Source organism: Heliorestis convoluta (assembly GCF_009649955.1).
Classification (GTDB): Bacteria; Bacillota; Desulfitobacteriia; order Heliobacteriales; family Heliobacteriaceae; genus Heliorestis; species Heliorestis convoluta.
Map to the genome: position 1 here is coordinate 1,108,777 of NZ_CP045875.1, position 25,307 is coordinate 1,134,083.

Annotated in this window: 18 protein-coding genes and 1 other annotated feature; of the genes, 12 read left to right on the forward strand and 6 right to left on the reverse strand. The window is 47.3% G+C overall.

Going from position 1 to position 25,307, the window contains the following annotated elements:
* Position 1: 1 nt before the first annotated feature.
* The 3 genes from FTV88_RS05115 to FTV88_RS05125 form a co-directional block, all read right to left on the reverse strand.
* Positions 2-2,686: a valine--tRNA ligase gene (locus tag FTV88_RS05115; protein ID WP_243137346.1), complete on the reverse strand. Its 2,685-nt coding sequence runs from the start codon at positions 2,684-2,686 to the stop codon at positions 2-4.
* A 40-nt stretch (positions 2,687-2,726) separates the two neighbouring features.
* Positions 2,727-2,954, reverse strand: a binding site (T-box leader).
* Between the two features lie 59 nt (positions 2,955-3,013).
* Positions 3,014-3,979, reverse strand: coding sequence for a methylmalonyl Co-A mutase-associated GTPase MeaB (meaB, locus tag FTV88_RS05120; RefSeq protein WP_153724689.1), 966 nt, complete (start codon positions 3,977-3,979; stop codon positions 3,014-3,016).
* Between the two features lie 51 nt (positions 3,980-4,030).
* Positions 4,031-5,116, reverse strand: coding sequence for a Mov34/MPN/PAD-1 family protein (locus tag FTV88_RS05125; RefSeq protein ID WP_162007903.1), 1,086 nt, complete (start codon positions 5,114-5,116; stop codon positions 4,031-4,033).
* Positions 5,117-5,232: 116 nt separating this feature from the next.
* Here FTV88_RS05125 and FTV88_RS05130 point away from each other — a divergent pair, with 116 nt between their 5' ends.
* Both FTV88_RS05130 and FTV88_RS05135 read left to right on the forward strand, forming a co-directional pair.
* A complete protein-coding gene (locus FTV88_RS05130; RefSeq protein WP_153724691.1) occupies positions 5,233-5,601 on the forward strand; it encodes a rhodanese-like domain-containing protein in 369 nt (122 codons plus the stop codon).
* A gap of 668 nt (positions 5,602-6,269) precedes the next feature.
* Complete coding sequence (locus FTV88_RS05135; protein ID WP_153724692.1) at positions 6,270-6,473, forward strand: RpnC/YadD family protein; 204 nt, start codon at positions 6,270-6,272, stop codon at positions 6,471-6,473.
* A 43-nt stretch (positions 6,474-6,516) separates the two neighbouring features.
* Here FTV88_RS05135 and FTV88_RS05140 read toward each other — a convergent pair whose 3' ends face one another.
* On the reverse strand, positions 6,517-8,076 hold the full coding sequence (locus FTV88_RS05140; protein ID WP_162007904.1) for a hypothetical protein: 1,560 nt from the start codon (positions 8,074-8,076) through the stop codon (positions 6,517-6,519).
* Between the two features lie 803 nt (positions 8,077-8,879).
* On the opposite strand from FTV88_RS05140, the gene FTV88_RS05150 reads away from it, so the two are divergent.
* Complete coding sequence (locus FTV88_RS05150) at positions 8,880-9,377, forward strand: hypothetical protein (protein ID WP_153724695.1); 498 nt, start codon at positions 8,880-8,882, stop codon at positions 9,375-9,377.
* Positions 9,378-9,439: 62 nt separating this feature from the next.
* On the opposite strand, the gene FTV88_RS05155 is transcribed toward FTV88_RS05150, so the two are convergent.
* Positions 9,440-10,711, reverse strand: a complete 1,272-nt coding sequence (locus FTV88_RS05155; protein WP_243137469.1) for a glycosyltransferase — start codon at positions 10,709-10,711, stop codon at positions 9,440-9,442.
* Between the two features lie 48 nt (positions 10,712-10,759).
* Positions 10,760-11,980: a UDP-N-acetyl-D-mannosamine dehydrogenase gene (gene wecC, locus FTV88_RS05160; protein WP_153724697.1), complete on the reverse strand. Its 1,221-nt coding sequence runs from the start codon at positions 11,978-11,980 to the stop codon at positions 10,760-10,762.
* Positions 11,981-12,373: 393 nt separating this feature from the next.
* On the opposite strand from wecC, the gene FTV88_RS05165 reads away from it, so the two are divergent.
* From FTV88_RS05165 to FTV88_RS15615, 9 genes are all read left to right on the forward strand, one after another.
* Positions 12,374-15,886: an S-layer homology domain-containing protein gene (locus FTV88_RS05165; protein WP_153724698.1), complete on the forward strand. Its 3,513-nt coding sequence runs from the start codon at positions 12,374-12,376 to the stop codon at positions 15,884-15,886.
* A gap of 151 nt (positions 15,887-16,037) precedes the next feature.
* Entirely contained in the window at positions 16,038-17,147 is a 1,110-nt protein-coding gene (locus tag FTV88_RS05170) for an S-layer homology domain-containing protein (protein WP_153724699.1), read from the forward strand.
* Positions 17,148-17,271: 124 nt separating this feature from the next.
* Positions 17,272-17,928, forward strand: coding sequence for a hypothetical protein (locus tag FTV88_RS05175; protein WP_153724700.1), 657 nt, complete (start codon positions 17,272-17,274; stop codon positions 17,926-17,928).
* Positions 17,929-18,089: 161 nt separating this feature from the next.
* On the forward strand, positions 18,090-19,712 hold the full coding sequence (locus FTV88_RS15995; RefSeq protein ID WP_162007905.1) for a GumC family protein: 1,623 nt from the start codon (positions 18,090-18,092) through the stop codon (positions 19,710-19,712).
* 4 nt (positions 19,713-19,716) lie between these two features.
* Positions 19,717-20,424: a CpsD/CapB family tyrosine-protein kinase gene (locus FTV88_RS05185; RefSeq protein WP_153724702.1), complete on the forward strand. Its 708-nt coding sequence runs from the start codon at positions 19,717-19,719 to the stop codon at positions 20,422-20,424.
* Between the two features lie 231 nt (positions 20,425-20,655).
* Positions 20,656-21,435 (forward strand): tyrosine-protein phosphatase, encoded by a 780-nt coding sequence (locus FTV88_RS05190; RefSeq protein WP_153724703.1) that lies wholly within the window; start codon positions 20,656-20,658, stop codon positions 21,433-21,435.
* A 292-nt stretch (positions 21,436-21,727) separates the two neighbouring features.
* Positions 21,728-23,770, forward strand: coding sequence for a polysaccharide biosynthesis protein (locus FTV88_RS05195; protein WP_162007906.1), 2,043 nt, complete (start codon positions 21,728-21,730; stop codon positions 23,768-23,770).
* 118 nt (positions 23,771-23,888) lie between these two features.
* A complete protein-coding gene (locus FTV88_RS05200; protein WP_153724705.1) occupies positions 23,889-24,272 on the forward strand; it encodes a type II secretion system protein in 384 nt (127 codons plus the stop codon).
* 176 nt (positions 24,273-24,448) lie between these two features.
* Positions 24,449-25,240, forward strand: coding sequence for a DUF6329 domain-containing protein (locus FTV88_RS15615; RefSeq protein ID WP_207707917.1), 792 nt, complete (start codon positions 24,449-24,451; stop codon positions 25,238-25,240).
* The last annotated feature ends 67 nt before the right edge of the window (positions 25,241-25,307 follow it).

The following is a 25,307-nucleotide window of genomic DNA, read 5'->3' on the forward strand; positions in this document are numbered from 1 at the left end:
ATCATAGCTTGATCAAGGCGTCAATTCGCTCTTGTAAAGCCACCTTTTTATTTTCTCCTTCCCTTTCTTTTTCTCGCTCTTTTTCTACTACTTCTGCTGGTGCTTTGGCCACGAAAGAAGCATTACCTAGCTTGCCTCGAAGACGTTGCAACTCCTTTTCTGTTGTGGCCAGCTCTTTCTGCAACCTTTCTACCTCTTTCTTACTATCAATAAGATCTTTTAGAGGTAGGTAAACTTCAATGTTGTGAACAATGGCAGTTACAGCGCCTTCTGGCTTAACAGAAGTATCCGCGCTGATAGTTACGTCAGAAGCTGTGCTCAGATTGGCAAGATAGGATTTTCCTTCTTGTAAAATCTTCAGAGATCTTTTGTCACCAACTTGCAAGATCAATTCTGCTTTTTTTCCAGGCGGTACATTCATTTCAGCACGTAAATTCCGAGCACTTCGAATCACGTCCATCAGCAAAGCCATTTCTTCTTCTGCCAATCGATCCACTTTTTCTGGTTCAACCTGGGGCCATGGTGAACGCATAATGGTTTCACCATGATGAGGAAGCTGTTGCCAGATTTCTTCCGTTAAGAAAGGCATGTAGGGGTGGAGCAATTGCAAGGTGCCACTGAGTACATGACGTAGGACTTTTTGTGCTGTTTTTCTGGAAGCAGTGACATCGGAGACTGTGCTGTCTTTGCCATAGAGCCTTGGCTTGACAAGCTCAATATACCAGTCACAAAACTCATTCCATAAGAATTCGTATAAGAGGCGCGCGCCTTCACCAATGTCATAGTTTTCTAGTGCTTTTGTGACAGCGTCTACGACTTGATTATAGCGAGACAAAATCCAGCGATCTGCCAAGGTTAATTCGCCCCAAGGTTGGTGCCCTTCATAATCCTGCAAATGCATTAAAGCAAAGCGAGAGGCGTTCCAGATCTTGTTGGCAAAGTTACGCGTTCCTTCCAACCGCTCAAAATGAAAGCGTATATCGTTCCCTGGTGTATTGCCTGTGACAAGCATAAACCGAAGTGTATCAGCGCCATATTGCTCAATCACTTCAATCGGATCGACACCATTGCCTAAGGACTTAGACATTTTTCTGCCCTGGCTATCTAGAATGAGTCCATGAATAAAGACATCTCGAAAAGGTACATCTTTTTGGAACTCTAAGCCCATGAAGACCATACGAGCGACCCAGAAGAAGATAATATCTCGACCCGTTACGAGAACAGAAGTGGGGTAATACTTCTTTAATTCTGCCTTCTCTTCTGGCCACCCTAGCGTAGAAAAGGGCCAGAGAGCCGAAGAGAACCAGGTATCTAAAACGTCTGGATCTTGGTTTAACTTTTCCTTTTCAGCTCCACATTTTGGGCAATGTCCTGGTACATTTTCCGCCAAACCACAGTAAATGTAGTCACAATCATCACAGTACCACACAGGAATACGGTGACCCCACCAGAGCTGGCGAGAAATACACCAATCTCGTATGTTTTCCAGCCAACCTAAATAAACCTTTGTAAAACGATCAGGCACAAAGTTCAGTTGACCTTGTCGTACCACTTCCATGGCTGGTTCTGCCAAGGGCTTCATCTTGACAAACCACTGGGGTGATACCATCGGTTCTACGACAGTGTCACAACGATAACATTGTCCAACGGCATGAACATGGTCATTGATTTTCTCCAAAAAACCTGTTTCGTCTAGATCAGCTACCAGCTTTTTGCGACAGCTATAACGCTCCATCCCTTCATAAGGTCCGGCTAGCTCATTCATAATCGCTTCTTTTGTCATCACCGTTACTTGGGGAAGATGATGGCGAAGACCCATTTCAAAGTCATTGGGATCATGGGCTGGTGTAATTTTAACAACACCCGTACCAAAAGCAGGATCAACATATTCATCAGCAATCACTGGAATGGCTTTGTTGAGGATAGGTAGAATAACATTTTTCCCTATCAGATGTTGATACCGTTCATCGGCAGGGTGTACAGCCACAGCTGTATCTCCTAGCATCGTCTCAGGTCGAGTGGTGGCTACGACAACATAACCTTCTTCACCTTCTATGGGATAGCGAATATGCCAGAGCTGCCCGCCTTTTTCTTGATGCTCCACTTCAATATCGGAAATGGTTGTCTGGCATTTGGGACACCAATTAATGATTCGATTGCCACGATAGATCAAGTCTTTTTCAAAAAGTTGAATAAATACTTCTTGTACAGCACGGGAACAACCTTCATCCATGGTAAAGCGTTCTCGGCTCCAGTCACAGGAGGTTCCTAGCTTTTTTAATTGCGATGTAATCCGATGGCCATACTGGTGCTTCCAATCCCAGACGCGCTCTAAGAAAGCTTCTCGACCTAGCTCGTACTTGTTAAGGCCTTCTTTGGCCAGAGCTTCTTCAACTTTTGCTTGCGTTGCAATGCCTGCATGGTCAGTACCGGGTATCCAGAGCACATTGTACCCACTCATTCTTTTCCAGCGCACCAGAATATCTTGTAAAGTATTATCTAAAGCATGTCCCAAGTGGAGTGAACCTGTCACATTTGGTGGTGGCATGACAACGGAAAAAGGTTCTCCTTCTGCCTCTACATCAGCTTGAAAATATCCTTGTTCCATCCATCTTTGATACCATTTTTCTTCAACTTGTTGGGGATCGTAGGTTTTGGACAAACCTAGTTGATTTACTTCACTCACCCTGAAACCTCCTAAAAAAAATAAAAAGAGCACCCCCATCCCAAAGGACGGAGTGCTCCGCGGTACCACCTTTGTTCCATTGTTTACGTAGAGAGCTCTGAAAGAAAGTGAGCCCAAACAATGGCACTTGAGGGATGATAACGGTTCCCAGCCGGCTATGGTAAAGCACTCTAAGGCGACTTCCACCGATTTACCCAGCAACCTTTCAGCCAAGGGCTGCCTCTCTAAAGGGCGAAGGCGGTGTACTCCTCCTTATCATCGAATTATCCTATGCTTGTCCTACAAAATATCTGCTCTTTACTATGTTAGAAAGGTTAACCTCTTTTGTCAAGGTGTAGACCTTTTCCATAACTCTTCCTTTATAATCTGGCTTGCGACTGTATAGGGATCGATCTTTCTAGCAACAACTTCTTCGAGTAAATCGTTCCATTGTCCACTTCGACCGAGTTGTTGTCGAATCATTTCTTTGATTCTCTCTTCTATGATTTCACTTACTTCAGCTTTTAAACGACGCTGCCGCTCTTGATCTAGTCTTCCGCTTTTTTCCAAATGTTGTCGGTGGGCTTTTACCTTTTGTACGAGCTCATCGACACCCTTGCCATTGATTGAAACGGTCTTCGCTACAGGAGGACGCCAAGACTGATCACCTTTTTTGTAACCACCTAAATCAAGCATGACTTCAATTTCTGTAACAACACGGTCAGCACCGGCTAGATCGGATTTGTTAACAACAAAAATATCAGCGATTTCCATAATACCTGCTTTGATGGCTTGAATAGAATCACCTGCGCCCGGTGTTAATACCACAAGCGTTGAATCTGCTGCTGTCATAATCTCTAGTTCTGATTGGCCTACCCCTACAGTCTCTACAATAATGAAGTCACAACCGGACGCATCGAGTACTTTGATGACTTCTTTGGTCGCCCTAGATAAGCCACCGAGACTACCTCTTGTTCCCATAGAACGAATAAATACGGATTGATCAAGGTAATGATCACTCATGCGAATTCGATCGCCCAAAATGGCGCCACCTGTAAAGGGACTCGTCGGATCAACAGCGATAACGCCGACTTTATAATCTCCCTTGCGTAGTTCTGTAATGATTCGATCGGTCAGACTAGACTTGCCTGCACCTGGTGAGCCTGTTATTCCAATCACATAAGCTTTCCCTGTATAAGGATGTAATTCTCGTAACAATGCTTCTTTGCCTTCACCGTCATTTTCTACATAGGTAATCATACGAGCCAAAACTCGACGATCTCCTCCTAGCAATGCCGGAATTTGTTCAACCATAAAGTCACCCCCATCGAATCATTAAGTTTTTACTACGATGGCTTACTTACGTTAGTTTAACAGAACATAGATCCCTAATGCTGTGACGGCGCCACCGCTAAAGACAAGCAAAGCGAGAAAAATAAATCTTACCGCCTGCTTCCAACCTTTTTTGGCTTTGTTATCATAGTTATCATAGCTTGGATTCCATCCATTATTCTTAAAAGTTCTAGCCTCAGGTGGAATTTCCTTCAAAGGATCTTGTGCAAGATCATCAATTTTGTGTACCACTGCTTCTTGATCTTTTTCATTGATTGCACAACTCTCAAGGGTATTATAGCTTTTAGTGCTCTCGTCGACCTTGCTAGATTCTGCTTTATCTTCATACAAAAGATCGCTTGCTTCTTGCTCTTGTTGCAGTTGTCCTTGTAGAAGTTGCTCTTGTTGAGGTTGCTCTTCTTGTTGAAGAGTCCATTCCTTTTCCTCATTTTTCTGCACTGTTGATGAAAGGACCTCAGTATATTCAATTGCATTATCAAAATGATTTTTTTCTAGCTTTTCAACAGCATCCACAGTCGTTGCGATTTCATTCTCTTTCGTTGTGGTAGCAGGATTTTCTCTCTTCCGTGCAGAACGAGAAATAGGATCACTTTTTGGAGAATTTTTGCAGCTTGGAGGCGCTACGTAACGCATTACATGCCAGTTTTCTGTTTCAACCATGGTATCGTATCTCCAATGGAAGAAACCTTGTAAGCCTTGCTTAGGGTCAACGACCCAGGCAATATTCCAGGGTCTGGAGAAGTATAATTGTTGGTTAATTACGTCTTGCCCTGAAAAGAAAATGCCATAGCCAGGATGACTGTGTACCCAACCAACGACTTGCATACTTGGGTAATTTCTGCGTTGTATAACCCAATCATCCCAAGTCTTATCGGTGAAACGAATGCTCGTTTGTTCTTCTATAATATCCTTTGCTGGCAAAAAAGCTTCTACTTTCACCATAGCTCCAAGATTTCCCTTTTTCTCCTGAAAGAAAACGTTGCCTAGTAAAAGACCCCCATATTCCAATTCTGCTTTCTCCAACACCGTTGCAACTTCCAGGGCAACCTTTTCCGTGATCTCTATCGTCATCGCATCAATGTGAATCTTGTCTGTCACCCTGCTCAGCCCCTTTTTTTTGACATCTTTCATTCATTTTCCATTATATCCCCCCCAATAGTCTCCGTTCAATGACAAGTTTTGAAAAGCAATAGAATATAGAGGAGTGGTTAACAATGGATCTACAATTTTTTATGACAGTCTCTGGAACACTGGTTATTGTTTACATTGCTTTACGCTATTACATGGGCTGGGATTTGCCTACCATTACCAACGAGCAGGCATCACCCTTGTTAAAGGGAAAGGGAAGCGCCATTATTCTTGATATACGGAGCAAAGAAGAATATAAAGCACAAAGAGCAAAAAATGCAATTAACATCCCTGTGAAAGAGTTGCCACAACGCATAGAAGAACTGCGAAAGTATGAAGATAAGTTAATTATTGTTATGGATCAGAAGGGGCTAGGCAGCAAAAAAGTGGTTCGTACATTGATCAAAAAAGACTTTCCCTATGTAGCTAGCTTTCATCATGGTTTTTATGCGTGAGTGCGTCTCTGATCAGAGACGCACTCTACCCATTAATCGAAGGATCTACAACAAACAATATATTCGATTGTTCGTTATTATTCGATTAGAAAACGAAAATAGCTACCTTGTGGTGGGTTCAGGCGTTATGAATTCCTTCCGAACGGACTCATCCCACGCCATGAGCGGCAGCAAGCTGCCGATGGCTGAGGTCTGAAGTCCTCTCTCCAGGAAGTCATAACGCCTGCCTCTGGGCCAGGGCATCACGCTTTCCGCAGCGGGACTTGGGACCTCAGCGCATCAGTAGCTTGCTGGCGGTAACAGCGTGGGACCAGTCCAGAGCGGAGGAAAGCGTGATGACCTGGTCCCTCTATGAAGTAACCCCAACGTAATCAGGAAAAGTTATTTTCATCAGTGGTTGTGCCCGACCGGGCATGGGGGGTTAGACAAAATCACTGCTTTTACTGCTTAGAACCGATTATTAAAAGACACAAAGTTAGAACTGTCCTAACCAAAACCAATCCTGCTACAATGAAAGAAAAACCACAGCAACCGTAGAAAAGCACAAGAATAGAGAAAAAACTTTTACCAACAGCAAAAATCGAACATTTGTAATTGGAGCCATCATAGCCATAACAGACAACTTTCTCTCAACAAGTGTAAAAAAGACATTGATGGAGGTGTTAAAAATGACAGAGATTGAACAATGGATTCGAGAACAAGGTCGCGAAGAAGGCTGGAAAGAAGGCATACAAAAAGGCCGAGAAGAAACAGTTCGAGAAAAAACCAAAGCGGCCCTAAAAGCAGGGCTAGATGTCACCCTGGTATCCCAAATCATGGGATTAGACGTAAAAGAAGTACAAAAACTAAAAGAAGAACTGAACAAACCATAACGAGCCCTAACAAGGGTTCTTTTTTTTAGGACGTGATGCACACCTACTCATACAACAACCCTCTCTCCCGCAAAAAAACCTCCTGTCGCTCAATCAAAACCTGAAACTCCTCATCAACAATCCCCTCGCGCCTCTCAAAAATCGCCTGGCTATAGCGCATATCACTCAAAGTCAGCAAGGCATAATCAAGCAAACCATAAGAACCATCAGGCAACCAAGCATAACACAGATCGCCCTCGCCCTCATCACGAATCCAAGCACCGGCCCGATCAAGGACGGCCAAACGAATCTTCTCCGCCACCTCAAGATACAGCGCCTTCGGCCGCACCTCATAAACCTCATAAAGAAAATTCATCTCAGACAAAAGATGATTCAGCGACACATGAGACAAAGCCCGCAACGCAGGCCGCTCACGTAAACTATCACTGGCACAAGGCGCCTCCGCCGGATCCTGAATCGCCCCCGAAGACCCCGACGAAGCATCCAACAGAGCCCCCACCGCAGCCTCACGCCCCGACCCACTGCGCAAATCCAAATAATCATAGACCAAAAACCCACCCCGCTCCGTAATCTCATGATAACGAAGCGCATGATTACAGAAAAAATCAGCATACCGCAAAGCCCCATCCAGAAAAGGCTCAGCCCCAAAACGGCGATACCCCTGAAGCAAAAAAAGCGCCATATCCCGATTAAAACGACTATCATAAAAAGAAACATCCATACCATACTGATCATAAAGCCAATCAGAACGAGGCATCAAAGGCCAAATCCCCTCCTCATGCTGCCGCTTCAAAGCAGCATCCAGAGCCAGAAAAGCCACATTTCGAGCAAAACGCTCCTCGCCCTCCATAAGAACCCTTTTCCCGACAGGATCATCTGGCGCAACCCAGAAACCACGAGGCGTAGCAGGCTCAAACGAAATCGGCGTCATCGCCTGCACACCTTCCCGCGTCCAAGGACGAACCCGATCTAGATTCGCCATAAAACGCAACTGATTCTGCCCCACATCATCCCACCAAAACATACCCGCCTCCCCCAAAAGGCCCCACTGCTCAACCTCTACACCAACCGCATGAGGAAAATAAAAAGTAAACACCTTACGATCCCCCTGATCCACATAGATCGGATCAGGCACCAGATCATAACGCTCCTTCCGAACCCCCCAATAAAGAGGCTCATAGACATACACCATACTCAGAAAAGCACCAAAATCAACGCCATCAACAAAAAGACTCCTCCGTGGCAAAGCCCGCTCCGTCTCCTCACGAACAAGCTCCTCCCGATGACGCCAACCGGGATTTAACACATCCCACTCCTCATAAGCATAATGGCCAAGCCAAAGCGCCTCCGACAAAGAACGAACCGTCAACGTCACAGGCAAAAGCACATCTGAAGACTGCACAGGCTTATAACAAAGAAAATAATACCAATCCTCCGTCAACTCCAAAAAACCAACATCAAGCAACAATTCACCCCAAAAAACCTTCTTCCAACCTTGTCGCTGATAAACCTCAAAAACCTGCGTATCAATAAAAAAAGAACTACCCCCAGCACCCAAAGCACCGGAAGTACCACTTCCCACAAATTCAGCCAATTCACCCAAGCCATCGGCTCATTCAACCCATTGCTATCAACCCCATCAACCCGACCAAAACCATCAAAAAAGCTCCAACCCTTTTTGCGCAGCACAAAATCATCACTCGCAACCGACAAAGTAACAGTCAAGCCCAGCGGTGACGCTTCAGAAGTATTCACATCAAAAAAACTACCCAAAAAAGTACCAGCGAAAGAATCAGACAAACCACCCAATACCGTACCAGACAAACCCTCAGAAGAAGTAACACTTTCATCTTCAGAAAAATGAAGCAACACAACCTGACTGCCCGAACCCCTGCCCTCTATCCAAAGTAACAAAAGTAACCAAAAAACCAATCAAAAAGAAAGACACAAGCAAAACAAAAAGCACTTTTTTTCTATTCTTCATAAAAAATACCCACTCCACAAATCAAGCGATTCCAAGATGCCCTGCAATAACACTAAAAACAATATAACAACAAAGAGAATAGATCTAATGTTCGCCAAAAAAGCTATAGTAGATAAAATACGACAAAAAAGATCCAAATCCTCCAAAAAAAACACAGGGATTCGCAGATACTACAAAAATCGACAAGACAGCAGGACACACATGGGCCCACAACCAATTCCATGATTTGCAAGAACGAAGCACTTCTACTATGAGCTATAATAAGCCCATACCACCATAATATAAGAGTCAAAAAAGAGAATAAACTTTTCAAAAACAAATATTCCATTTCAACACAAAGCATGCTATAATCAACCCAGATGGAAACAATATGAAGCAATAGAAGCAAAAGCAAGAAGAGAAGAAAGGAGGAAATACAAAATATGAGCGACGCAATCTTACGACAAATCCTCAACGAACTACAAGGCCTCAAAGAAGGACAAGCCCGCTTAGAAGCAAGAATGGACAAGATAGAAGCGAAAGTCGACAACCTCGCAACAAGAATGGACATCGTAGAAGCAGACCTATCCGTATTAAAAGAAGGCCAAGCTCGTCTAGAATCCAGAATGGAGCATCTAGAATCCAGAATGGAGCACCTAGAATCCAGAATGGAGCATCTAGAATCCAGAATGGACAGCCTAGAAGCAGACATGACCAGCCTCAAAGAAGGACAAGCCCGCCTAGAACAAGGCCAAAAACGCCTCGAACGGAGCCAAGAAGAAAACGTCATCACCCTACTTAACATCATCAACGACAAACAAGAAAGCCTTAACAAAAAACAAAACGAAATGAACCTCGTACTCAAAGAACTGACCTACCAATCCTTCAAGCACGAAGCCGAAATCAAAGAAATACGCCAAGAAATCAACCTAGGCGCATAACAAAGCCCAAAAAGACTAGCGGCCAGTGGAGCACAAGCACCCACAAGCCGCTAGTCTTTTTTTCACAACTGTCCTTCAATCACTTGCACATATCGAGCTGCATTGGCCTCAAAATCATACAAAGCCTTCAAATCACCATAATCAAAATCAAAAACACCACCCAGGCGCAGCTCCACAAAATCCATCAGAACCTGGGCGATCACAGAACGTTCATAAGGCGCATTCAAAAAACGATCATAAATCACCGGTCCCACATTCAAAACAGGCTTACAAGCATGGAGATAATCAATAATCTTACTCGGCACCTGCGTCGACGACAAATTACTCAGATTCACAAGTAAATCCATCTCCTTCATCACAGCCAAAACCTCATCACGAGGCCGGAAATGATTCACCCGAATCGGCACATCATCAACAGCATAACCAGCACCCTCAATATAATCCATCATAGCACCAGCATTGCCAAAATAATGAAAACACAACTGCGGAAACTGCTTCGCCGCCTCCACCAAACCATGAACAAACTCCGTCGGATTCCGAATATCGGCATACAACTCGCCCGCATAAAGCAAATTGATCTTTGAAGAATCGACAACATACCTATGACGAGACCCATCATCGACTACACTATCACCAGCCGCAGACTCAGCAACAGCAGCACTCGTCACAGCCGCAGCCCCATCCTTCGGCTGCGCAAAAAGCTGAGGAATCACCACAACGCGCTCCGCAGGAACGCCCAGATCAACATAACAAGGCGTCGCCTTCTCCGTAGGAATCACAACCCGATCGACCTTCGAAAGCATCAACCGCTCCAAAGGCCCATCATAAAAGCGATTCTCAAAATGAGGATTATTCGAAAAAGGATCACTATAATCAGCAACCCAAAGCAACTGAGGCGCCTTCCGCTTCACCAAAAAACCCGTCACATGAGGCGACAAAGGCAACCCATTCGTCACCATCGCCGAAGCACGAGCCGCCAAACCCTCAGCCACTATGTATCGATAGGCATTAATCGCCCACTCCACCGTCCGATCAGGCCAGATAAAATAATGATGGCCCCACTTCATCACCGAACGCAGCAAAGAATAATCAATCAAAACCCGCGTCTCCACATCCTTAACCCGCTTCGTCCGATGAAAAAAATAGCCAGCCTTCACAGCATGCACCTGAACCCGATCATCCCCTTGATGCGGCAAGTCCGCATTCTCAAGACGAGGAATCACCAGATCCACCCCATGCCCCTGATCCAAAAGCCCCTGCACAATCCCCTGTGCATGAAAAGACCGAGGCGTATTCTCGGGATAATAAAAATAACTAACAACAATAACACGCATCAAACAACAACCTCATTTTCCCGAAAAATAACACACAAAGGGACGGTACTACCGCCAGATCCCCCGCGTATCAATCACAATCTTCTCCTTCAAAATCTCCCGATCCACAAAAGCAAAAGCCCGATGATTTACCAAAAGCACCACAATATCAGCAGCCTGAATCGCCTGCCTCATATCCGCAAAATGCACACCATCATAACAAGCCAACGAAGCCGGCAACGCCGCAATATGAGGCTCCACCACATAAAGCTCGCCCACCTCGTCAGAAGCCAGATGACGCACAATCTCCAAAGCCGGACTCTCCCGCAAATCATCAATATCAGCCTTAAAAGAAAGCCCCAACAGCGCAATCACCGGTCGGCGAAAACGCTCCGCCTTCTCCTTAATCTTACGCAACACATGAAAAGGCTTCCCATCATTCACATACCGAGCCGTCCGAATCAACCGCGCCTCCTCCGGCGCCGAATCCACAATAAACCAAGGATCCACTGCAATACAATGACCACCCACCCCAGGTCCCGGCTGCAAAATACTCACCCGCGGATGGCGATTGGCCAGATCAATCAATTCCCACACATTCACATCCAAACGCTCGCAAATCAACGAAAGCTCATTGGCAAAAGCAATATTCACATCACGAAACGCATTCTCCGTCAACTTCGCCAACTCCGCCGTCCGAGCCGACGTCAGCAGAATCTGCCCCTTCACAAAAGACTGATAAAAAAGACAAGCCCGCTCCGCCGAAGCCAGATCAATGCCGCCCACAATCCGGTCGTTATCAATCAACTCCCGCAAAATCTGCCCCGGCAACACCCGCTCCGGACAATGCGCCAGATACACCTGCCCCGGCACCTTCAGATCAGGCCGCAACTCCCGCAACCACTGAGCAATCGCCTCTGTCGTTCCCACAGGACTGGTCGACTCCAAAATAACCAAATCTCCCGCCTTTATATAGGAAGAAATAGCACGCGTCGCCGCCTCAATATAAGAAAGATCAGGCACATGCCCCTCCTTAAACGGCGTCGGCACCGCCAGAACAAAAACATCAGCCTCTTCCGGATCCATCGAAGCCTTCAAATTCCCACTATGGACAGCCGACTTCACCAAAACATCCAGATCAGGCTCATAAATATGGATCTCACCACGATTAATCGTCTCCACAGCCTGCGCATTCACATCAACACCATGAACACGAAAACCCTTCGTCGCTAACAAACTCGCCGTGGGCAACCCAATATAACCAAGCCCAACCACACAAACCTTCTCCATACAGCACCTCGACCTTTACAAAATAACAGTTAACAAAAAATTCGACAAAAAAACATCAACTCCTGTTTTCGGGGTCGTACCCCACAACAATTCACAAAATTCAGAAAATACAGATCATAAAAACCCACCCCACCAAAAAGAAATAGCAGCAACAAAATATCCATAAAGAAGGAAAAAAAAGATCAAAAGGGAATACATATCCTTTGAATAGCAAAAAAAGACGCAACAATAACAAAGGCAACAAAAGCGAAATCGGAAGGAGGTGATAGCACCAAAAACAGACCAACACAAGACAAAAACCACATACACAATACTTGCTCTACACGCAACATCCAACAAGACTAGAGCAATGCCAAGCATTGTAAACAAAGGAAAGGTGTGACGACAACCCCCATGAAAAAACTTTTCAAAGCAATGCTGATCCTTTGCCTGGTCATCGGAACCACAACAGCAGCATTCGCCGCCAACTTCAGTGACATCAAAGGACACTGGGCCGAACCATGGATTACCAAGATGGTCAACCAGAACGTGATCAGCGGTTACCCTGACAGCACCTATCGACCCGATCACAGCATCACCCGCGCAGAATTCACAACCCTGGTGAACAAATCATTTAACAAACACAACCCCAACGCCCAGGCCAACTTCCAAGACGTCAAAACAACGGACTGGCACTACAGCCAAATCGCCTCAGGCCAAGCTGCCGGCTACATCTCCGGCTACCCCGACGGAACCTTCCGTCCCGACAACTCCATCACTCGTGAAGAAGCCGCCGTACTCATCGCCAAAGTCCTACAACTTCAAACCACCACAACCGGCATCACCTTCACAGACAGCAACCAAATCGAGAACTGGTCAAGAGCCAGCATTGCCGCCATCACCGCCAAAGGCATCATGACCGGCTACCCCGATGGCACCTTCCAACCCCAAAGGCCCATCAACCGCGCTGAAGCCGCCGTCTTATTGGACAAAGCCATGAATACACCTGTAGAACCCAGACCAGAAGTAGGCATTAGCGGAACCATTAACATAGCCAATGCCACCGTAAAACTCTTCGAAGCAGGCACACTCAACCTCATCTCCGAAACAACCACAGACCAACAGGGTAACTACAAATTCAACGTCCAAAGCGGCCAATACGACATCACCGTCCAAAAAGACAACTTCATCGGCTATGCCAGCGACATCACCCTGAATAAAGACACCAAAAGCATCAACATTACCCTCACAGAAGGCGTAACCGTAGAAGGCCGACTCGTAGACAGAAACAACCGCAACGTAGCCAACGCAGACATCGCTTTTAAAGTCAACCCCGTCTTCACCACCAAAACAGACAGCACAGGTAAATACAAAATCACCTTGCTGCCAAACAAAAGATATCAAGTATCCGCCATTGACCCCAACAAAAAAGACGAAGGCTGGCAGAAAGTCACAGACGCAGTCACTGTCGGTGAAAAAAGCGTAACATTATCAAACTTAACAGTGCCATTCACAGTACCGACATCATCGAGCGGTGGGGGAAGCAGAGCTACTGACAGCGGATACACAATTAGAAATAATATAGCAACGGTAACGACCGTCAACGGCCTACTAGCAGCCTTAAACGATGGACGTGCAACCACCATAAACGGACAAGAAGAATCCTTTAGCACAAATATTACGATCAACAGACCGAACATTACCTTAAAAAACATCACAATTGATGGAAATGTACATGTTGCTGAAGAAATTTTAGAAAGCGATCTAACACTAGAAAATGTAATCATTACCGGACAAACCACCTTCGCTGGTGGTGGTAGCCAATCCATCAAATTACTAGGAACAACAGAACTGAGAGGACCCGTCACATCGAGGAAAGAAGGCTTGCGGATCGTTGCTGAAGGAACGGCCAAAGTAACAGGAACACTAACCTTAGAACGGTCAGCAACCATAGAATCCGATCATAAAGCATTTGAACAAATTCACGTAGCACTTGCAGGAAGTAACACAAGACCTATTGTCATCGCAGTACCGGGAGCAACTATCACAGCAACAAAGGACGTGGACGTACGTCTTGAGCTAGAAAGACCGGCAACAGTAAAAACAGATAATAATAGCACAGTAAATAATCTAGTAATCCGTATCCAGAAAGACGTTCAGACGGAAGAAGCCATTAAAATCGAAGCAACGGTTACAACAGTTACTTTAGAAAAACTTGTCGCCAACAGTATTATAGAGATTGCTGAAGCAGCACAAGTCAGTGACTTAAAAATCGACTCCCAAATTACATCACCCATAGAGCTAGAGATCAGAGGGGAACTAAGTGAGATTAAGGCAGATTCTCCAGATGCAGTACGAATAACGATTGCACTCGCAGATAGCCGTGAAATGCCTCAATCCAACATCAGCAACATTCCACAACGAGTCCTCAGACCTACAGCTTCAACAGCACTAAGTGGAAAAGACGTAATCGTTACACTAACACCTGAAACGAGCGATTCGAAAATTTACTACGCTATCAACGAAGAACCGAATGTCCAAAACGAAAATCACTTGTATAACGGACCATTTACAATTACCGATACAAGCACGATAAAAGCCATCGCTACCAAGGAGGTTCTAGAAGATAGCAGACTCCTAACGCTCAACGTTACTTACTACAACGCTACATTCCAAATAACGCCAGAAGAAGCTACAATCGAAGTCAAAAACAGCAACAATGAACCGATAACAGCAGAGCAGCCAGGAACCTATAGACTACCATCAGGCTTTGGCGACTATAGCTATAAAGTCACCAAAGAAGGCTACCGAGTAAAAGAAGGCACCTTCACCATAGAAGAAGACATTACAATAGCAATAACTTTAGAAGCCCTTCCCACCCTAACTATAGCGGGCGAAGAGCCTGACGCAGAGAATCGCTTTTCAATCCCCTTTAACAAAATCACTCGACAAACTATCGTTCACACTAGCGAAAGTGGCAATCTCACCTTCTGGATCGAAGACCTAGGGCCTTTTGGCGGAATCGAGCTACAAGAAGGTGACAACAATCTATTTAACCTGGATATCACCACCATCAACGAAAATGATCTCAATCAGATTAACTACACCCAACTTATGGAAGCTTTGCGTGGAACAGACCCTGATACCAGAAAAGCCATCCTGAACGCTATTGACTTTGAAGAAATCCTAAACCTCTCCCAAAACGTAGAAGAGGAAACACTGCAAACAATAACAAGCCACATTGCCCAAGAGTTCGAAACAGTCTTTTCCATGATGCAAAAAGCTAATCAAGCCCAGAAGGATCAAATTAAAGCAGACTTAAACAAAATTCTAGACATACTCATGAGCGAAACTTATGATGTAAAAACCTATCTATCCTGGGCCCTATTCCCGGCCATAAAAGAAGCTGAACGCTTGACATTAGTCAGCAAGGAAGACTTTGGCCTCGATGAGCTTACAGCAGAAAAATTCAACGAAGCCGTTAGAACGAACGCTATAAGCAACACACAACTCAAAGACGCTGTGAAAAAAGCACTGTCAGCAACAGATGAAACACATACCGAAAGCATCATCAATGAAATTGAGCAAGAACACTTAATCAATGCAATCAACGCAACATCGAACAACAACAAAAAAGACATCATCAAAGCCGTGAATATCAACAACCTCTTTGAAATCCTTCGTGACAAAAGTGAACAAGAAGAGAAAGAGGCGATTTTCAGTCTCGCCATCAACATGATAAGTGCTTTGGAATCAGATTCGAATGTAGCGCTCAGCGACATCTTCGAAGCCATTGCTTTCGATACAATCGGCCGAGAAGCACTCTTTGCTTGGTTAGCACAACTTAAAGATCCTAGCAATGAAATTAACATCACCTTTGAAATTGACACCGTAGAATACACTCTAACTATTACAAACCAAAACTAAAAGAAAGGAACCAGCGACCTTCTTCTGAAGCGTCGTTGGTTTCTTCACTATCCAAACAAAAAGACGAAGAAAAAATACTAATTTCGACAAACAATTACCGAGCTTCTATGCTATCATAAATGAAACCCATGAATAATTAAGAGGTGAAAAGATGAAGCATCCCAAAAAAATAACCCAGATCATAACACCAATTGTACTATCGGCCTTTCTACTTACAGCAGCAAGCAGTCCGGTAGCATCAGCATCCTCTTTTACCGATGTGTATAGCGACATCAAAAAGGAGCACCCCCAATTCGTGAGCAAGCTCGTTGAAGGAGGGGCCAGCGAACAACAGATTAAATCTTTTTTGCAAGACCTAGAAAAAGAAGTTAACAAAAGCACCACTTTAACAGATTCAAACTTTAACACTGAATTGTTTAAAGCAGTCGGGAACGTATTTGCAACGCCCACCCATAGTACTGTATTCAAAGCACTCAACACCAAGTTTGGTGAAGAAATCGAATCAACATTAGCAACCAGCAGCCTCCACCCCAACCTCCAGCCGCTTCACCATGCAGTCAAACAAAGCATTGTTCCAGAATCAGCAGCACCCCCAACAGGCGGAAGTACTGGCGGTGGCGGCGGAGGTGGCGGCGGATCCGTAACAACCCCCACCAACAACGAAACCCCTGACAACGAAACAAACACCTCCGATGATGAAACTCCCGCCCCCCAAGCACCTACAGAACAACCCCCAACTCCCTTCCATGACCTCACCACCCACTGGGCCGAAGCCAACATCCGCCAACTCATCCAAGAAAACATCATCACCGGCTACCCCGACAACACCTTCCGCCCTGACAACAACATCACCAGAGCCGAATTTGCCATCCTTACCCTCAAAGCCTTCCAAATCCCCCTAGAAGGCAACAAAACCTTCACCGACACAGCAGGACACTGGGCCAAAGACTACATCGCCGCCGCCTACAACCAAGGCATCATCTCCGGCTACAGCAGCGACACCTTCGGACCAGACAACCCCATAACACGGGAACAAATGGCCCTCATGATCATTCGAGCCGCCAACCTCACGGCAGAACATAACACAACAACCAACTTCAAAGACCAAAGCGCCATCGCCCCCTGGGCCGAAGAAGCCGTCGCCACCGCCGTCCAAGCCAAGCTCATATCAGGCTTCCCAGACGGAACCTTCAGACCCCAAGAAAGAGCCACAAGAGCCCAAGCAGCCACCATCCTCATCAACCTGCGAAACAACAAATAACCAGACAGCCCAGCACCAGATTGACAAAAAAACCCAGCTATCCACAACATAGCTGGGTTTCTACTACGTTTCCCCCAAGAACCCCACTCACCACCCACCCCCCCAAAAAAAGGAGGCCCACCCCATGCCAACCCGCCCCCGCCAAATCGCCCTTATCGCCACCACAGCCCTCATCATCATCACCATCACCACAACGGTCACCCTCTACTTCAGCATGAGCGACAACGCCCGCACCAGCCTCCTCCGAGGCGACCCCACCCAAGCCATGATCGAACGCTGGCTCACCCAGGGCGAACTCTCCGAAGAAGAACTCGCCTACCTCCTCGGCCTCGACAGCAGCGACCCCAACAACCCCAGCAGCAGCCCCAACAACGAAAGCCCCATCAACATCATCACCCTCAACCCCCTCAACGCAGAAGGCCACAGCCCCATCGAAGCCGACATCCGCCAGCGCTACAACGAAGAACTCCAAAACCTCCAGATCCAGAACGAAGCCAAGCTCAACAACATGCTCCAAAGCGCCCAACAAGAATACATAGAAGCCAAAAACACAGGCTCCACCACCCGCATCGCCGCCATCGCCACCAAATACTACCGCCAAGCCAAAACCCTCCAAAGCCAAACAGACCAAGAATTCGAAAAAATCGTCCAAAACCTCGAACAAGAACTCCGTACCAACCACCTACCACCGGACCTAGTCCACCAAGTCAGAGCCTACTACAAACAACAAGTCCAAGAAAAACAAAAAGAAATCCTCCAAAGAGCCCTCAGCAACAGCTAAAAACCCCCAAACACCCCAGCACAACAAAACCAATGCAGGAAATAACAAACATATGTAGAAAAAACAAATAAGAAAATCACGCAAAAAAAGCAACTTTGATCCACCAACAAACCCAACCACCCCAATACCAACAAGCGAAAGAGAGGACAGAACTACCCAAAATGCATAACCACAACACCCCACCACAACACCCAACGGAAAAGCAAGGCCCCCCCGAAGACGAAATCGACCTGCGCCAACTCTTTTCCGTACTCTTCAAATGGAAGTGGCTCATCGCCTTTCTCACCACACTCTCCTTCGCCACCGCCGCCCTCATTAGCTTCTTCGTCCTCACCCCCGTCTACGAAGCACGGACCACACTCCTTGTCACCCAAGCCATCGACACCCGACAACTCTCCCAACGCCAGAGCGGCAACCTCGAAGACGTCGTCGCCCAGGCCATCCGCCTCCCTGAACTCACCCTCCAATCCTACGTCAACCAGATACGCAATGAAGCCGTCGCTGAAAAAGTCATCGATAGCCTAGGCCTCGAAGGCATCTACCGCCCCAACCAGATCCTCGGCATGGTCTCCGTCAGCCTCATCAGAGACACCAACCTCGTCGAGATCCGCGTCACCAACACCAACCCCACCATGGCCCGCGACATCGCCAACGCCATGGGCCGCGAATATGTCGAATACATGGCCGAAACGAACATAGAAAAACTAAGCCGCTCCGGCGAACTCCTAGAACAACAAATCCAAGAAGAAGAAAAAAGCCTCCAAGCTTCCATCGAGCGGCTTAACAACTTCCTCGGAGAAGCCCGCAACCCCCAAGTTTTAGACCGAGAAAGCCAGAACCTCCTCGAAGCCCTCAGCCACTACCGCAACGCCAAAATGCAAATCGAAATCGAGATCCAACAACTCCAAGCCCAGAAAAACGAACTAACCTGGCAAATCGAAAGCCTCCCCACCTACCAAAGCAGCACCACACCCACCACCCAAGTCGCCGCCGTCACCATCGCACCCACGTACCCAACAGGAACAGACCCCGCCCCCATCAACTACGAACTCCTAACAGAACAACACACGGCAGCCACAGTCACAGAAACACCACAACCAGCCCCAATAACAGAACCCCCCCCAACCCACACAACAGCACCCGCCCCCACCAACCCAACACCAGCCCCAAAACCAACGCCCCAACCATCCCAACCGACCTATCCAGCGCCCACCCAACCAACGATCCAACAAAACCCCAACGACACCAACCAATACACCAACCAATACACCAACCCCCTCTACCAGACCCTCCGCACCCAACTCGCCCAGAAATCAGCAGAACTTGCCGGCAAAGAAGCCCAACTGCGAACCATCAACTACGCCATCCTAACCATCGAAAGCGAATGGCGCAAGATCCAAGAAGAACTGGCCGTCAAACAGACCGAATACGAACAACTCCGCCGAGAAACAGACCGCCTCAGCAACATCCAGAACCTCCTCGCTGACAAAGTCGCCGAAACCCGTATCGCTACCTTCGTCAACCAAGGCGAGACAAGCGTCCAAGTCGCCGTCCCCGCCAACTTACCCACCAGCCCCGTCAAACCCAACAAAAGCCTCAACATGGCTCTCGGTCTCCTCATCGGCCTCATGATCTCCGTCGCCCTCGCCTTCGTCCTAGAAATGCTCGACAACACCATCAAAAACGAAGAAGACGTCCGCCGTCACTTGGGCCTCCCCGTCCTCGGCGCCATCCCCAAATTCGACATAAAAGCCAAAGGCCAAGGCCCCAAGGGAGGAACATAGAACAATGCCATTTTTCAACAAAAAAACAGCACCCACCAAGCCTATCAACGGACGTCACCTCTACACCTACAACAACCCCAAAAGCCCCATCGCCGAAGCCTACCGCACCATTCGCACCAGCATGCACTACGCCAGCGCGGACGACAACGCCAACGCCTTTCTCTTCACCAGCGCTGCCCCCGAAGAAGGCAAATCCACCACCATCGCCAACCTCGCCGTCGCCTATGCCCAGACAGGCACCCGCACCCTCTTAATCGACTGCGACCTCAGAAAGCCCACCCAACACCGCACCTTCCAGATCAGCAACGGCCGAGGCCTCACCAACATCCTCGTCGACAACATAGAACCCCAAGCCATCATCGCCCAAAGCGCCCTCGAAAACCTCCACATCCTCACCAGCGGCCCCGTACCCCCCAACCCCTCCGAACTCCTCCAAAGCAACAAAATGAAAAAGCTCCTCCAAGAGCTCAAAGCAAAATACGACCTCATCCTCATCGACACACCACCGACCCTCGCCGTCACCGACGCAGCCATCTTAGCCAGCACCGTCGACGGCATCATCCTCGTCATCCAAGCCAAAAAAACCAAAATCACCTCCGTCCAAGAAGCCCAATACCGCCTCCAACAAGCCAACGGCAAAATCATCGGCACCATCTTAAACGGCACCGACATCCCCAAAGACTACTACTACTACTACCAACAAGAAGAATAAGTAAGTACCTCTTCCATAAATCACAGCCGTTCACCCATACCCAACAGTTACGAACCCACACTCTACAGCCAATAGACCACCCTCCAAAAGAGTTAAAAGCAAAAGTCTTTTAACTCTTTTTTCATAAAAAAACAACCACAATAAAAAAAAGAAAAAAACCAACGAAAACAAAAGGAAAAAAACCCCCGCCCACGAATAAAATTACATAGAAAAAAAGGAAGGACCAACGCCATGACCCAAGAACAGCACAACCTCATCACCGACATTCACACACACATCCTACCGGGTCTTGACGACGGCGCCCGTACCATAGAAGAAGCCCTTCAGATGGCCCAACAAGCCCACAGCCAGGGCATAACCCATCTCATCGCCACACCCCACTACATCGAAGATAGCGTCATCACCAAGCCCGACGTAATCATAAAAGCTTGCCAAGCCCTCCAAGGCAAGCTCCAAGAACAGCAGATCCCCCTCACCATCTACCCCGGCCAAGAAATCTTCCTCAGCCCCCACAGCGCCCACCAATACGACCAAGGCCAACTCCTCACCCTCGCCGGCACCGACTACATCCTCATCGAACTGCCCCTACAAACATACCCCCACTGGGTGGCCGACAGCATCTACGAACTCACCCTCCGAGGTCTCAAGCCCATCCTCGCCCACCCCGAACGGTACCGCCACTACAGCAACAACCTCGAAGCCCTCCAAGAACTCACCGCAGCAGGCCTCCACCTACAAATCAACGCCAGCTCCATCACCGGCCACATGGGCCCCCGCGCCCAGCAAAAGGCCAAAAAAATGCTCCAAGCAGGCCTCATCACCTACCTAGGCAGCGACGCCCACTCCCCCCGTACCCGCACCTTCCACCTCACCGAAGCTCTCCGCACCCTCAAAGCCTGGGGCATCAACGCCACCTACCTCCTCCACAACAACAACCGCCTCCTCCACAACGAAAAACCACAACAAATCGACAAACCCAAAAGAACATGGTGGCAAAAACTCTGGGCATAGCAAAAAAAGTTACCACACCATCATACCAAGATTTCCAAATTAGCAAAAAACAGCCGATCGCCCCCAACCGCCATTTACCCGTCCCCCAAAAAAACAGTCTAGTCTATTCTCCATAAGGGCATAAAAAAATCTAATAACAAAGAATGTCGAAAACTGTCGAAATGATTGTACTCGTCCCCAAAAAATGATACAAAAAAGTATAAGCAAAAAATACAACCCCAACCCCCAGAAAAGCACTACAACACTTCAGCTTTTCACAAACAGCATCCGTGAAAACAGAAGGAAGGTAACCATGGAAACCCTAACCAAAAACTCCAAAGCAAGGCGACTCATTGTCATCGTCACTGACAGCTTCCTCTTCACCTTTGCATTTCTATTCGCCTTCTTCCTCCGCTTCGACATGCACATCCCCAACGCCGAATGGTCTCATATACAATACTTCGCTCCCTGGGGCATCCTCATCCTCATCGCCTCCTTCTACACCCTCGGCGTCTACAGCACCATCTGGCGCTACACCAGCGTCCCCGACCTCTGGACCCTCATCCGCGCCGTCACCGTCGCCATCGCCGGCCTCGCCGCCGTCGACTACTTCACCAGTCACCTCAACATTCCCAGAAGCGTCATCGTCATGACCTGGATGTTCACCATAACCGCCATCGGAGCCAGTCGCCTCGGCTGGCGCCTCTACTGCGAACTCAAATGGGGCAAAAAAAGCGAGAAAAACGGCACCACCCGCACCCTCATCGTCGGAGCCGGTGACGCCGGCGTCATGGTCGCCCGCGAACTCTTCCAAGCCCCCTCACACCTAAAACCCATTGGCTTCGTCGACGACGACCCCCTGAAAAAAGGCAAAACCCTCCTCGGTCTCAATGTCCTCGGCACCACCGAAGACATCCCCCAACTCGTAGAACGAGAAGGCATCAAAGAAATCGTCATCGCCATGCCCTCCCTGCCCGGCACCACCATCCGAGAAATCGTCAACCACTGCAAAAAAACACCGGCCAAGCTACAAATCCTCCCAGCCCTCCACGAACTCGTCAGCGGCAAAATCAGCGTCAACAAACTCAGAAACGTCGAAGTCGAAGACCTCCTCCGCCGTGAACCCGTCCAGACAGACTTCCAACAAATCGCCAGCTACCTCAAAAGCAAAAAAGTCCTCATCACCGGCGCCGGCGGCTCCATCGGCAGCGAGCTGACCCGCCAAATCGCCTCCATTGGCCCCCAAGAACTCATCCTCCTAGGCCAAGGCGAAAACAGCATCCACACCGTTGAACAAGAACTCCGCTGGGCCCACCCAGACCTCAACATCACCACCTACGTCATCGACATCAAAAACCACTACATACTGAACCAAATCTTCACCCAACACCAACCCCAAGCCATCTTCCACGCCGCCGCCCATAAGCACGTCCCCCTCATGGAAAAGCAACCCGAAGAAGCCATCAAAAACAACGCCTGGGGCACCAAAATCCTCGCCCAACTGGCCGTAGAACATAACGCCGAACGCTTCGTCATGATCTCCACCGACAAAGCCGTCAACCCCACCAACGCCATGGGCGCCTCCAAACGTTTTGCCGAACTCATTATCCAACACTACGCCCGCCAAGCAAAAACCCGCTTCGCCGTCGTCCGTTTCGGCAACGTCCTCGGCAGCCGCGGCTCCGTCATCCCCATCTTCAAAAAGCAAATCGCCCAAGGTGGCCCCGTCACCGTCACCCACCCCGACATGATCCGCTACTTCATGACCATCCCCGAAGCAGTTACCCTGGTTCTTCAAGCCGGCGCACTCTCTGAAGGCGGCGAAATTTTCGTGCTCGACATGGGGACACCCGTGCGCATCACCGATCTGGCCACCGACCTCATCCGCCTCTCCGGCTACGAACCGGGCAAAGACATCGAAATCCAATACAGCGGCATCCGACCCGGCGAGAAGCTCTACGAAGAACTAAGCCACAGTGGGGAAGAGCTAGAAAAGACAGAACACGGACGAATCATGCGCATCGCCCATTGTGCCCGTGCCTACGAAGGCTCTTACACACCCATCCATGAATTAGTAACGATGACCGATGAAGGAATGTATCGACTAGAACGAGCAAAAGCTCTCCAATGGCTAGAAGATGTGAACCCGACCTATAAGCCAGGGAAAGAAAGCACTCCCATAACAGCGCAAGAACAACAAATAATCATCGCCGAGATTAATAACCCAAGAAAAGAAGATAAAAACAACAAAAAAAAGCGCCCTCCTATCGAGCTATTGGATAGGAAAGAGCGCAGTTCGGCTCGGGAAACTAACAGCAAGCGGATCGAACCGGAAGCGATTGCGAAAGTGCCGTAGCTAGATAAAAGAAAAACACCTACGGGACGCTTACGTACTTGAAGCTGCGTCCCACAGGTGTATATTATGAAAGAACCAGATCTACAGAAATATTACCAAAGCTTGGAGGCACTTACGAATGTTCACTACAAGCAAAAAGAGTAATAGAAAAATCTGTAGCAGTGGATTTAGCCTAATTGAACTTATAGTGATAATTGCTGTTATATCCATCTTGATTTCCATAGCAGTTCCGACTTATTTAAGTTTTGCAGAAAAAATCAAAGAGAAAGCATGTCGCAACAATTGCTTTCAACTTGAAAAAAGATATGAAGCAGATCTTTTATTAGAAAATGCACAGCACTCGCAAGATAGATTTTTAAATTTTTTGTACGACTATGGTGAAGATATTTGCCCTAGTGGCGGGCAGGTTATGTATTTGAATGGACAGGTCCACTGCAATGCGCATCCGATAGAAGATGTTGGTGGAAGTGATGGAGAAAGTGGCGGTGTTCCGGTGCTGTAAACGATCGCCCATACGAAGAGCAATCAACAGCTAGCACATGTCGAGAGCATGAAGACGATAGTTTCTGACTCGCCATTGAAGCAAATACTGAAGTCAGTTTTCAAGAAGCACAGGAAAAACAGAACTTATTTCGCTGAAGCTATCTTCCTCATAGAAAAAGAAGAGGAGCCGGTTAGATGAAAGCAATTTTCTACAGAAAAATCAGCGACTTAAATGAACTAAAAAAACTGACAGAAGCAACCTTAAAGTACGCACAAAAAGGTCAACCCTACATAGTAACCACAGAAGTGATTCTTAACAACGAGGACTTCCAAGCCTTCGCCTCTGATTTCCTTGCTGATCATCCTTGGATTACGAAAGAAACTGGAGGGGTAACTCCACAAGGCGAAGAGCGCTGCATCCGCGTGATCAACGAACAAAGCGGTCAAACAGTACTTGTAAACAGCGAAGGTCATAATTACGCTCGTTATACATCTCTGGAAATACCAGATGAACAGTTTGAGAGAAAAAAGCCAGAGTACTATGAACCAGAAAATGGTGTGGTAATAATTGATGATATTACAGCCCCACCACTTAAAGTGCAGGAATCAATTCCAATCGATGCTTTCGAACTGAAAATCCCACTTAAAGAACATGACGGAAGAACACTTTGCAATCTAATCAAAATAATCTCTAGAGAAGAACAACTGATTGTAAAAGTTTTAGAGCAAAGTGAACCTTTGATGGATGAACAATTTACAAAAGATTTGAGTCAATACGAAATCACGACTTTTGAAGAATTCCAAAAAGCCTTTGAAGAATTAGAAGGTCCAGAGCGCTGCCCAGTCCTAAGTGTTAACATTGATGCGGAAACTTATTCTATCAACCTGTATTCGCAGACATTTACTTCCGAAAAAATCGCCTTCTTGCAAACGTTATTCTACCGAATCAACCTACTAGCTTATATTTACAATGAGAAAACCATGTAGCTTTTCTTAAAGACTAGAGGTATCATGATGAAGAGGTGTACTACCAGCGAAGGAACCCCAGAAAAGG

Excerpts from the sequence above, each read along its gene's own strand:
- FTV88_RS05130 (WP_153724691.1), top strand. The coding sequence starts at position 5,233 with ATGGATCTACAATTTTTTATGACAGTCTCTGGAACACTGGTTATTGTT.
- wecC (WP_153724697.1), bottom strand. The coding sequence starts at position 11,980 with ATGGAGAAGGTTTGTGTGGTTGGGCTTGGTTATATTGGGTTGCCCACG.
- FTV88_RS05155 (WP_243137469.1), bottom strand. The coding sequence starts at position 10,711 with ATGCGTGTTATTGTTGTTAGTTATTTTTATTATCCCGAGAATACGCCT.
- FTV88_RS05170 (WP_153724699.1), top strand. The coding sequence starts at position 16,038 with ATGAAGCATCCCAAAAAAATAACCCAGATCATAACACCAATTGTACTA.
- FTV88_RS05190 (WP_153724703.1), top strand. The coding sequence starts at position 20,656 with ATGACCCAAGAACAGCACAACCTCATCACCGACATTCACACACACATC.
- FTV88_RS05185 (WP_153724702.1), top strand. The coding sequence starts at position 19,717 with ATGCCATTTTTCAACAAAAAAACAGCACCCACCAAGCCTATCAACGGA.
- FTV88_RS05165 (WP_153724698.1), top strand. The coding sequence starts at position 12,374 with ATGAAAAAACTTTTCAAAGCAATGCTGATCCTTTGCCTGGTCATCGGA.
- FTV88_RS15615 (WP_207707917.1), top strand. The coding sequence starts at position 24,449 with ATGAAAGCAATTTTCTACAGAAAAATCAGCGACTTAAATGAACTAAAA.
- FTV88_RS15995 (WP_162007905.1), top strand. The coding sequence starts at position 18,090 with ATGCATAACCACAACACCCCACCACAACACCCAACGGAAAAGCAAGGC.
- FTV88_RS05175 (WP_153724700.1), top strand. The coding sequence starts at position 17,272 with ATGCCAACCCGCCCCCGCCAAATCGCCCTTATCGCCACCACAGCCCTC.
- meaB (WP_153724689.1), bottom strand. The coding sequence starts at position 3,979 with ATGGTTGAACAAATTCCGGCATTGCTAGGAGGAGATCGTCGAGTTTTG.
- FTV88_RS05195 (WP_162007906.1), top strand. The coding sequence starts at position 21,728 with ATGGAAACCCTAACCAAAAACTCCAAAGCAAGGCGACTCATTGTCATC.
- FTV88_RS05150 (WP_153724695.1), top strand. The coding sequence starts at position 8,880 with ATGAGCGACGCAATCTTACGACAAATCCTCAACGAACTACAAGGCCTC.
- FTV88_RS05135 (WP_153724692.1), top strand. The coding sequence starts at position 6,270 with ATGACAGAGATTGAACAATGGATTCGAGAACAAGGTCGCGAAGAAGGC.
- FTV88_RS05200 (WP_153724705.1), top strand. The coding sequence starts at position 23,889 with ATGTTCACTACAAGCAAAAAGAGTAATAGAAAAATCTGTAGCAGTGGA.